The organism is Pseudoalteromonas sp. T1lg22, from assembly GCF_002964645.1.
GTDB lineage: Bacteria > Pseudomonadota > Gammaproteobacteria > Enterobacterales > Alteromonadaceae > Pseudoalteromonas.
Genome location: NZ_PQBY01000008.1, coordinates 1 through 11,260, shown reverse-complemented (window position 1 = coordinate 11,260; position 11,260 = coordinate 1). Strand labels below are relative to the sequence as shown.

Genomic DNA, 11,260 nt, shown 5'->3' with positions numbered 1-11,260 from the left:
AAAAAGGCGCCACTTGGCGCCTCATTGTACTGGTTTTATTTGTCGATGTCTTTTTTGAATTTAAGCCAATCGCTGAGATTCAAAAATGGCTCTGAGCTCGCCCTTTCCATCAACAAAACGAACCTTCTTACTCAGCTTCTTTCGCTTGCTTGGTCGATTGCTTGGTCGATTGCTTGGCAAGACGCTCTTCCCAGAAAGTCGCATTTTTAATGCCAAGTTTAACCGGATCAAAGGTGATCTTGCCGCCTGCTTTTTTCTGGTCTTCATAATCGCGTAAACACATTAGAGCCGGTTTAGCGACAAAGAGAATCGCCAAGATACCAACAATGTTGATCCACGCCATTAGGCCAACACCAATGTCACCGATATTCCAGATATAACCAGAGCTGTTAACCATGCCGTATGAAACCATAAACATGATCACCAGCTTCACCAGCACCAGCGGGATACCGCCTTTGACATAACGATTTAAGTAGGCAACGTTGGTTTCGGCAATGTAGAAGTACGCCAGTATTGTAGTAAACGCAAAGAAGAACAAAGCGATACCAACAAAGGCATGACCAAAGTCACCAAAGACATTAAACAAGGCCATTTGGGTAAAGGCTGCAGAGCCAATCTCAGTTGCTGCATCAACGTTTTGGACAATAAACTGGCCCGCTGGCAAGTCGCCTACCACATTGTATTGCTTGGTAATAAGGATCATTAACGCGGTCGCCGTACAAACGAACAGCGTATCGACATAGACAGAAAACGCTTGTACCAGACCTTGCTGCGCCGGATGGTCAACTTCAGCCGCAGCGGCTGCATGCGGGCCCGTACCCTGACCGGCTTCATTCGAATAAATACCACGTTTTACACCCCAGCCGATGGCCGCACCGAAACCGGCTTGGGCGGTAAAGGCATCGGAGATGATCAGCGAGAAGATTCCAGGCACTTTATCTAGGTTTAGAAATACCACGATTAAAGCCAGAACTATGTAACCCAAGGCCATAAATGGCACGACAAATTGGGTAAAGTGGGCGATGCGTTTAATACCACCAAAGATAATAAAGGCCAGAACAATCAGAATAACAGCCAAAGCTACCAGCTTATAGGTGCCTACCTCGCCAAAGCCAGTCGCCACCATCTCCCCGTTACCAAATACCTGGGTAAAGGCATTACCTACCGCATTGGCCTGCACGCCGGGTAAAAAGACACCACAGGCAACGATAGCCGATACGGCAAATAAAATGGCCAACCATTTTTGCTGTAGGCAACGGTCAAAATAGTAAGCCGGGCCACCGCGATATTGACCATCTTCTTCTGTTTTATAAATTTGCCCCAGAGTAGACTCAGCATACGCAGTACTGGCACCCAAAAATGCCACTATCCACATCCAGAAAATAGCACCCGGACCACCAAAGCCTATGGCAGCAGCAACGCCGGCGATATTACCTACACCTACGCGACCTGATAAGGAAACGGCCAAGGCCTGAAAAGATGAGATGCCTCGGCTCGATTCATTCGAGCTCAGCAGCAATTTACACATTTCTTTGAAATGCCTAACCTGGGCGAAACGGGTTAATACGGAATAAAATAGACCTGCACCTAGACAGAGATAAATGAGTGCACTACTCCACACAATGTCATTAACGGCGCTTACAAAAGCTTCCATAGATATCCTCTATAATTATATTTCTTATTCTTAGTTACGATACTCTGCGTTAGCTACTGAGAATGCGCGACATAAGGCAGTGAGAATTAGCAAGCATACTTACCTCACTCTTCAACCTTTGGAATATTAACTTATACTGCCTAAGTTTGTTAACACTTAATTTTCAATCCGTTCGACCTATGGGCTCGAGTAGAGCTTACCCCGTAAGTAAATCTTGTTTCATTTTAATGTGTTAAACTTTTAGCTGGGTTTATCCCGGCTAAATTGAAAGCAATAAAAAAGGCATGGATCGTTAACCAACCCATGCCTTTATCGCTTTAAACTCAATGATGGGCACAGCAATAGCCAACGCCCACGTTAAAGCCTGTTATCTCAACTTATCAACCACAGCAACTATGGCGCTGAGGGTATCCTGACCGAATTGGTAAGAGCGACGGTCTGACCAACCATAATCCAAGTCTGGCAGGTTGTTATTGTCTTTAAACGGCATTTCTACCGTGTAAGCCAAGGCCTTAAACTCTTCGGCAACCGCACTGGATGCTACGGTCAAGTTGGCCTCGCCCGGTGCATCCTTATCGTAACCAACCTCATCCTGGAACTCAGGCGTGATGGTTAATAGCGCTTGCTTAAAGGTATTTTCTAACTCTTCCAGGCGTGCATCATAGCTTGGGATCCCCTCACTACCGGCGACAAAGTTATAAGGGATAGACTCATCACCGTGAATATCCAGATGCATATCCAGACCCACTTCGCGCATCTTATTAAGCACCAAGAAGACTTCCGGGCTCTTTTCCATGCTTGGTGTGGCCCACTCACGGTTAAGGTTTACACCGGCGGCGTTGGTACGCAAATGACCACGAACGCTGCCGTCCGGGTTCATGTTCGGCACTACGTAGAATACGGCTTTGCATAGCAGTGCAGCAGCATGGGGGTCTTCGTCGTCCAGTAACTTGTGCAGCAAACCTTCAACGAACCACTCGGCCATGGTTTCACCCGGGTGCTGACGCGCAGTGATCCAGATATTTTTCTTCTCAGCGCTCGGCTCACCAATACGCAAAACCGTCATATCGCGACCATCCAGTGTTAGGCCTAGGTTTTGCGCTTCACAAATGGCGTGGCTTTGTGCCCAGTAAATCAGGTCCAGGTGACGATCGTAGCTGTACGGTGCAAAATAGGCGAAGAACATCTGTGAGCATTCCGGCTCAACGTCGATAACCAGGGTGCCGTCTTCATAACGGGTAGGAACGCGGAACCAGGTTTGACGATCATAAGAAGCAACCGCCTGGTAATCGTCCCAACCTTCCGGATAGGCCGACTGCGCCAGATTGTTGATCTGCAAACGGTGCTCAACAAATGGCGTGGTTTCTAGGCGAAAATGAAACCACTGATAAAAATCAGACTGGTTGTCCTTATTGATCTCTAGCTGGATATTCATCGGGTTTTCACAAGCGATAACCTGGATATTACCACTGTCGAAATTACTGGTGATCTTCATTGCTGATCCTTATTGTTAATGAGATAACCTGGCCCTTCCCTAGTAATAGGTCGGTAAAGCCAGTTTTAGCAATAAAAAAGCCGACACTCGGTGCCGGCTAGTCTTGTTCTATACGCTTATTAGCGTGGCAAGCTTGGGTGAGTAACCTCAGCCATGTCTTGCATACAACGTACAACCTGACAGCTGTAGCCGAACTCGTTATCGTACCAAACGTAAAGTACTACGCGGTCACCGTCAACAATCGTTGCTTTTGAGTCAACCACACCGGCGTAACGGCTGCCTACAAGGTCAGTCGATACGATTTCAGTCGATGCTGTGTAGTCGATTTGGTCGCGCAGGTCTGAGTAAAGCGCCGTGTCACGTAGGAAGGCGTTAAGCTCTTCTACGTTCGTTGCAGTCTCAAGGTTCAGGTTCAAAATAGCCATTGAAACGTTAGGCGTAGGTACGCGGATAGCGTTACCAGTTAGCTTGCCTTCAAGCTCTGGAAGCGCTTTAGATACCGCTTTAGCTGCACCAGTAGAGGTGATAACCATGTTCAATGCAGCAGCACGACCACGACGCTCAGCCGAGTGGTAGTTGTCGATCAGGTTCTGGTCGTTGGTGTACGAGTGTACAGTTTCAACGTGACCATTCTTGATACCGAACTTGTCGTTAAGAGCTTTCAAAGTAGGTGTGATGGCGTTAGTTGTACAGCTTGCCGCACACACGATCTTGTCTTCTGCTTTGATATCACTGTTGTTAACACCGTATACGATGTTCTTGATATTGCCCTTAGCAGGAGCGGTAAGTAGTACTTTCGCCGCGCCTTTAGCTTCAAGGTGCTGACCTAGGCCCGCTTCGTCTTTCCAGATACCTGTGTTATCAACAACTAGTGCGTCTTTGATACCGTAAGCCGTGTAATCAACTTCGCTTGGTGAGTTCGCGTAGATCACCTGAATGTAGCTGCCGTTTGCTTTAATAGCATTACGCTCATGATCAACAGTGATTGAACCGTTGAAAGGACCGTGGATTGAATCACGACGCAACAGGCTGGCACGCTTTTCAAGGTCACCGTCTTTACCGCCACGAACAACGATGGCACGAAGGCGAAGATCAGCATAAGGACCTGATTTTTCGATAAGTAGACGAGCTAGTAGACGACCGATACGACCGAAACCGTAAAGTACTACATCGCGCGGCTCTTTCGCTGCACCGGCGTTAACGATTTCAGCTAGTTCATCGTTTAGGTATTCTTCAACAGAGCGACCATTGGCAGCATCTTTGTATAGGTAGTTGTAGGCTAACTTACCGATATCGATACGAGCAGAGTTTAACTCCATTTTGCTAATGGCTTCTAGGAATGGGAAGCTTTCACGTAAACGCAGTTTTGAATCTTCAAATTGAGCGACGGTTTTGTGCGCTTTGATGATATCGATGGTGCTGGCACTTACTAGCGGACGGCCATATACAGCAATTTCGATACCACGGTTGCGGTACAGTTTACCAATAATAGGTTGCATACTTTCAGCGAAGTCTTGGCGTTCCTGCCAGCTGTTTAAGTATTCTTGCTCGTGAGATAAGGTCATTGTTTCTGCCTTTGAAATTTGATTTGAACGGATATCAACCCCAGCACTTAAATGTTCCGACCACAAAGTGAGAGCGTGATCAAGGACAATATGCCTGTTGCCGGGCGCCCATATTCTAATGCAAAGTGGCGACAATAACCACCTCTAGTTATTGTTAACTCATTAGCCCAATAAGAGACGGTGAAAAATTAAAGGATTGGGATAGGAAATAGCGGCGTTCAAAAACACAGTGCCAGACAGGGGCACTTAAATAAATGTACAGGCAAAGAATAGCGGCCAATTTCAGGCATTAAAAAAGCAGCCCTAAGGCTGCTTTTTATGATTAAGACTCAAGCTTACTGGTACCGACTTCAACACGGGTTTTCAGTTTTTGCCCAGGCCTAAAGGTAACCACACGGCGCGCCGAAATAGGAATATCCTCTCCGGTTTTTGGGTTACGACCCGGTCGCTCTTTCTTATCGCGAAGATCAAAATTGCCAAAGCCAGAAAGCTTGATCTGCTCCCCATTCTCTAAAGCTGAGCGGATTTCTTCAAAAAACGCTTCAACTAGTTCTTTGGCATCCTTTTTATTGATCCCCAACTTCTCAAATAGGTGTTCAGCTATGTCGGCTTTGGTAAGCGCCATATCTAGTCCCTCAACGATGCATTAAACTCTTTAGCCAAAGTGGCTACGACGTTGTCGACAACTTGGTTGATATCCTTCTCTTCGAGCGTTCTATCAACCGCCTGCAGTGTCAGAGCAATTGCCAAACTCTTATAATCTGGCTCTATACCTTTGCCCTTATACACATCGAATAAGTTTAGGTCAACCAATTGATTTCCGCCAACTTTTTCTATCGCGGCCAAAACGTCACCGGCATTTACTTCGTCTTTAACTAAAATCGCGATATCGCGGCGGTTCGATGGGAACTTTGAAATAGCCTTAGCCTGTGGCAACACGCGGTTGTTAAGCGCGGCGATTTCAATTTCAAACACAAATGCGGTGCCGTTAATACCCAATTGCTTATGCAATTGTGGGTGTAAAGCGCCAATAAAGCCAACCTTTACGCCATCTGCATAAATGGCCGCGCTTTGACCTGGGTGCAAACCATCACAGGCCTCGGCTTTAAAGCTGAAGCGTGCACTGGTATTGCACAGCGCCAATAAAGCCTCTACATCGCCTTTGACATCGAAGAAATCCGCCGCACGGCTATCAAGATTCCAATGCTCGCCATAACAACTGCCAGCAACCACGCCGCCAATTACAGCCTGCTGCAGCACGCCGTTTTCGGCGTTTTCATCGGCAATAAACTTCAGTCCTTGCTCGAAGAAGCGAATACGTGGCTGTTGGCGATTCTGGTTATACACCAAAGTATTAAGTAGGCCAGGCATTAAAGACTTACGCATCACCGACATTTCGATAGAGATAGGATGCGGTAATACTAGGCTGTTTTCTTCACCGTGAATGGCATTTTGCACCTTAGGATCAACGAAGCTATAGGTAATTGCTTCTTGATAGCCACGGGTTACCAGGGTGTCGCGCATACGCTTGATGGCCACGTCCGATTCGTTATGACGGGTCATATTCAACTTGGCTAATGGCGCCTCGTTAGGAATATTGTTGTAACCGAATACGCGTGCCACTTCTTCGATTAGATCTTCTTCGATGCGAATATCAAAACGGTAGCTAGGCACATCCGCCTGCCAGGTGTTGTTTTCGAACTGCACATCCAGACCTAGGCGGCGCAAGATATTGGTAACAGTTTCATCATCGATATGATAACCAATTACGCGGTCTAGACGCTCGCGACGAAGTGTTACCGCCGTTACCTTAGGCAATTGCTCAGGGGCAACCGCTTCAACGATTGGGCCAGCCTGACCGCCAACGATTTCAAGCAGCAAGGCAGTAGCACGCTCCATGGCATCGCGCTGCAGAGCGAAATCTACACCACGCTCATAGCGGTGTGAGGCATCTGTATGCAAACCATAGCTGCGTGCTTGGCCGGCAATCGCAACTGGGTTGAAGAAAGCACTTTCAAGCAGGATGTCTGAGGTCTTTTCGGTTACACCCGAGTGCTCACCGCCAAAGATACCGGCCATGGCCAGGGCTTTGTTATGATCGGCGATCACTAGAGTTGATTCGTTTAATTTCGCCGTGTTGCCGTCAAGCAATACCAGCTCTTCACCGGCGTTGGCGCTACGTACCTTGATACCACCTTCGATGGCATTAAGATCAAAGGCGTGCATAGGGTGACCTAGCTCAATCAACACATAGTTGGTCACATCTACGACCGGGTCGATTGAACGAATGCCACTGCGACGGAGTTTTTCAACCATCCACAGTGGTGTTTGCGCATCCAGGTTAATGCCCTTTAGCACGCGACCAAGATAACGCGGACATGCTTCTTCATTCACCAGCTCGATGCTGATCTTATCGTCGATTGTTGGTTCAACCGCAGGAATTTCAAGCTCTTTAACGTCTAGGTTGTTCAGTAGACCCACTTCACGAGCCAGGCCTTTAATACCTAAACAGTCGCTGCGGTTTGGCGTTAAATCAACGTCGATAATCTTGTCGTCGAGAGCAAGATATTCACGTAGGTCCTGACCGATAGGCGCATCAAGAGGCAATTCCATGATGCCGTCGCCTTCTTCGCTGATACCTAGCTCAACAAACGCACATAACATGCCGTGTGAAGGCTGGCCACGAAGCTTGGCTTTTTTGATTTTAAAGTCACCCGGAAGAACGGCACCCACTTTCGCTACGGCCACTTTTAGGCCTTGGCGACAGTTTGGCGCGCCACAGACGATATCGAGTAGCTCGTCTTCGCCCACGTTAACCTTGGTCACACGCAGTTTATCTGCATCCGGGTGTTGGCCACATTCAACCACTTCACCTACAACTACACCTTCAAATTGACCCGCAGCGGCATCAACACCGTCTACTTCAAGGCCAGCCATAGAAAGTTGCTCTGCCAGTTCATTCGCGTCGATGGCCGGGTTAACCCATTCGCGTAACCACTTTTCACTGAATTTCATTTATCACGACCTCTTAACGGAACTGGTTTAGGAATTTCATATCATTTTCGAAGAAAGCGCGTAGGTCGTTAACGCCATAGCGCAGCATGGTCAGGCGCTCTACACCCATACCAAAGGCAAAGCCAGTGTATTTTTCAGGGTCGATGTTTACCGCACGTAATACGTTCGGGTGCACCATGCCACAGCCTAATACCTCAAGCCATTTACCGTCTTTACCCTTTACATCTACTTCCGCCGAAGGCTCGGTAAATGGGAAATATGACGGACGGAAACGGATTTCCATGTCTTCTTCAAAGAAGTTACGCAGGAAGTCGTGCAGAATACCTTTAAGCTCAGTGAAGCTGACGTCCGTATCTACCATCAAGCCTTCAACCTGGTGGAACATAGGCGTATGAGTTTGGTCGTAGTCGTTACGGTATACGCGACCAGGCGAGATAATACGCAGCGGCGGTTGCTCGGTTTCCATGGTGCGAATTTGTACGCCACTGGTCTGGGTGCGCAATACCAACTTAGGATTGAAGTAAAAGGTATCGTGATCCGCACGGGCCGGGTGATGAGCCGGAATATTCAGGGCATCGAAGTTGTGGAAATCATCTTCTACCTCAGGGCCCGACTTAACGGCAAAGCCAAGCTCGCCGAAGAAGGATTCAATACGCTCTATGGTGCGGGTAACCGGGTGCACACCGCCTGAGGCCATATTGCGACCCGGCAAGGTGACATCAATTGTTTCAGCGGCAAGTTTAGCTTCTAACGCAGCAGCACTCAGTGCTTCACGTTTAACATTGATTGCTTCAGTAACTTCTTGTTTTGCTTGGTTAATTACTTGGCCTGCGCTCTTACGCTCTTCTGGCGCCATTTGCCCAAGTGTTTTAAGTAGCCCGGTTATTTCACCTTTCTTACCAAGGTAGTTTACGCGCACATCTTCTAGGTGCGCGATTTCGCTGGCTGTTTCAACCGCCTTTAAGGCGTCAGCCAAAATCGCTTCTAAGTTCATCGGATACCTGACTAGGGTGATAATTTAAAGTGTTTATTTAGCCACTTATGATAACCAAAGGGCCGCATTGATTCTAGCCCCGCGCGCCTGTTTCTACAGCTTTAGTGTGGCTTTTATAAAAGGAATGGTGAGCTTGCGTTGTGCCGCCATGGATGCATGATCCAAAGTATCGAGTACATCCAGTAAGGCACGCATATCACGACTAAGACGCGTCAGTAAAAAACGCGCACATTCATCGGATAGCTCCAGGCCGCGCATCTTGGCGCGGTTGGTCAGTGCCTGCGCCTTATCATCATCGCTCATGGAGCGAATTTGCAAGGTGGTGCCCCACTTTAAGCGCGACTCGAGATCAGGCAGATCCAAATGCAACATATCAGGCAGCAAGTCGGCGGAGATAAGTAAGAGCTTACCTGGCTCGTTAAAGCGGTTAAAGAAGTTAAAAAGCGCTTTTTCCCAGGCTTCATCACCGGCAATAAGATGTAAATCATCGATACAGACCACATCTAGGGCATCCACCCCTTCAAGCACTTGCGGGCCGTAATGCTGCACTTCGCTCAGTGATAACAGCATGCTGGACAAGCCAAGCTCCTGAGCATGAACACAGGTGGCATAAAGCAAATGCGATTTTCCGGAATCACCTAAACCGCATAAATAGGTATATTGAAACTGCTCGTTCAACTGATTAAATGACGAGCGCAGATGACTAACCTCTAAGGAATCCTCACCGCCAAAATAACTGGCATAGGTTTCGTCATCCGGCAAGGTCACCGGCAGTGCTAATTGCGAGCTAAGCATCATAGATTACTGCCACGCGTACTCGAGCGCATCATTACTATTGGAGTAGTAAAACTTCTGCGGATCGCGATAGTCACTAAAGTAAGAATCCAGGGTTAACGCTTTCTTGAGATCTTCCACACCACCTGTGTGGCTAATACGGATTTCAACCAGCTCCTGACTGATGTGCGTCACCGCCGCATCAGTCACTACACTTAAGCTTTTTAAACGGCGCACGGCATATTCAATATCGACAAAATTCTGAGTGTTATATAGCTTTAGGGTTTGCTGTTGCGCTTCATAGCTGGAGCTAGCATCAATTGCATATTCACTTGCCAAAGCGCTGGCTAAGGCATCAATCATATCGCCCACAACCTCTTGTTGTTCGCCCTGATGCTTTACCCCTTCAAACTGATCTTCATTGGTAAAACGCCACTCCAAGGCCCAGCCGTCGGTGTTTTCATCTTTATAAAGACGCGCAGATACAACCCGCTCAGCCATATAGCGCTCAGAGGCAATATCCAGAGAGTCACTGAAGTTACCCCAAACATCGGCCACGGTCACATGTTGGTGATCCTCTAAATCAAATAACGGCGTTACCACGGGGACACCACGACGGGATGCTCGCTCGGCAATTTGCTCTTGAATTTGCGGGTAAGAGTCGGCGGTCATCAGTTCACGACGCCAACCATCTTCTATGGCTAACCAGATCGCCACCAAGGGACGACGATTGCCCCATAAGGGAAGGCCTGCGTCACGCACCAAGGCGTTAACCTTGTTGCCATCGAATTCTACCTGTAAATAAGATTCACCCTTATTATCCGCGTACTCATATTTAGTCATGTAACTAGCGATATCGGGCAAGGCAGCACGCACCTTAGAGTTTTCGGCCGCATTGGCGTCACCTGTCACTTTAACAAGGACATTAAGCAGCGCATTTTGGCTCGCGGTAGCTCGACTAGTCCGGGTTTTATCTTCGACCGGCTGGCGATATTGGTATAAGTCTTTTACTTCAATTGCCTGCAGCGGCAAAGCGCCAAAAGCTATAACTAGCAGTAATAAATTACGGATCACGTCGTCTTAAACCTTAGTGTGAATGCCCTGATCCTAAAACAAAGCCAGTGACAAAGCAAAGGGTTAGCCAAGATTAGTTAACTAGCTGAATCCCTGGTTAATTAGCTGCTCACAGGCGGCTAATTTTGGTGCAATTGCTCCCCTACTTTTTTCTGAATTTTTGAGTAAGGAACTAATGAAGCGACTTAATGAGTTTACCCCAGCAAAACAATAAACGCTGTGTAAAACCTAAAATTCAGAAAGCAAAAAGGCTGCTGTATTGCTGCAATCGAATCTATTGGAATAAAAAGCATAAACGCCAGAAAGCAAAAAACCCGTCGCATCGCTGCAACGGGTTTCTTTAATTAGGAGCCTGGTGATGACCTACTTTCACATGGCAAATGCCACACTATCATCGGCGCAGTTCCGTTTCACTTCTGAGTTCGGCATGGGGTCAGGTGGGTCCAGAACGCTATTATCACCAAGCAAAGTTGGTTACTAATCGCTGTCGCAATCAGTATTAATTCGGAAAGCTGCTCTTTATTTCAAAGTAATAAGTAATCGTCTACTTCAGTCTTTAATTTCTAACTTCTAACTTAACAGTCTCACACCATTTTGGCGTTGTATGGTTAAGCCTCACGGGTAATTAGTACAGGTTAGCTTAACGCCTCACAGCGCTTCCACACCCTGCCTATCAACGTTGTAGTCTT

8 protein-coding genes and 2 rRNA genes are annotated in these 11,260 nt (G+C 47.5%); all 10 read right to left on the bottom strand.

What is annotated here, in order from left to right; all coding sequences use genetic code 11:
* Positions 1 to 127 precede the first annotated feature (127 nt).
* On the bottom strand, positions 128 to 1,654 hold the full coding sequence (locus C2M24_RS05020; protein ID WP_105213518.1) for an alanine/glycine:cation symporter family protein: 1,527 nt from the start codon (positions 1,652 to 1,654) through the stop codon (positions 128 to 130).
* Between the two features lie 367 nt (positions 1,655 to 2,021).
* Positions 2,022 to 3,149, bottom strand: coding sequence for a M14 family metallopeptidase (locus tag C2M24_RS05015; RefSeq protein WP_105213517.1), 1,128 nt, complete (start codon positions 3,147 to 3,149; stop codon positions 2,022 to 2,024).
* Positions 3,150 to 3,268: 119 nt separating this feature from the next.
* The gene (locus tag C2M24_RS05010) at positions 3,269 to 4,714 is read right to left on the bottom strand and encodes a glyceraldehyde-3-phosphate dehydrogenase (protein ID WP_105199778.1); all 1,446 of its coding nucleotides are present in this window, start codon (positions 4,712 to 4,714) and stop codon (positions 3,269 to 3,271) included.
* A 322-nt stretch (positions 4,715 to 5,036) separates the two neighbouring features.
* Positions 5,037 to 5,339, bottom strand: a complete 303-nt coding sequence (gene ihfA, locus C2M24_RS05005; RefSeq protein ID WP_105189518.1) for an integration host factor subunit alpha — start codon at positions 5,337 to 5,339, stop codon at positions 5,037 to 5,039.
* A 2-nt stretch (positions 5,340 to 5,341) separates the two neighbouring features.
* On the bottom strand, positions 5,342 to 7,729 hold the full coding sequence (gene pheT / locus C2M24_RS05000) for a phenylalanine--tRNA ligase subunit beta (protein ID WP_105213516.1): 2,388 nt from the start codon (positions 7,727 to 7,729) through the stop codon (positions 5,342 to 5,344).
* 13 nt (positions 7,730 to 7,742) lie between these two features.
* Positions 7,743 to 8,723, bottom strand: coding sequence for a phenylalanine--tRNA ligase subunit alpha (gene pheS / locus C2M24_RS04995; protein ID WP_105199776.1), 981 nt, complete (start codon positions 8,721 to 8,723; stop codon positions 7,743 to 7,745).
* A 93-nt stretch (positions 8,724 to 8,816) separates the two neighbouring features.
* On the bottom strand, positions 8,817 to 9,518 hold the full coding sequence (gene hda, locus C2M24_RS04990) for a DnaA regulatory inactivator Hda (protein WP_105199918.1): 702 nt from the start codon (positions 9,516 to 9,518) through the stop codon (positions 8,817 to 8,819).
* Between the two features lie 6 nt (positions 9,519 to 9,524).
* Positions 9,525 to 10,571, bottom strand: coding sequence for a DUF2066 domain-containing protein (locus C2M24_RS04985; protein ID WP_105199775.1), 1,047 nt, complete (start codon positions 10,569 to 10,571; stop codon positions 9,525 to 9,527).
* A 350-nt stretch (positions 10,572 to 10,921) separates the two neighbouring features.
* Positions 10,922 to 11,036: ribosomal RNA gene (gene rrf / locus C2M24_RS04980) — 5S ribosomal RNA — on the bottom strand.
* A gap of 139 nt (positions 11,037 to 11,175) precedes the next feature.
* Positions 11,176 to 11,260, bottom strand: a 23S ribosomal RNA gene (locus tag C2M24_RS04975); the annotation flags it as partial.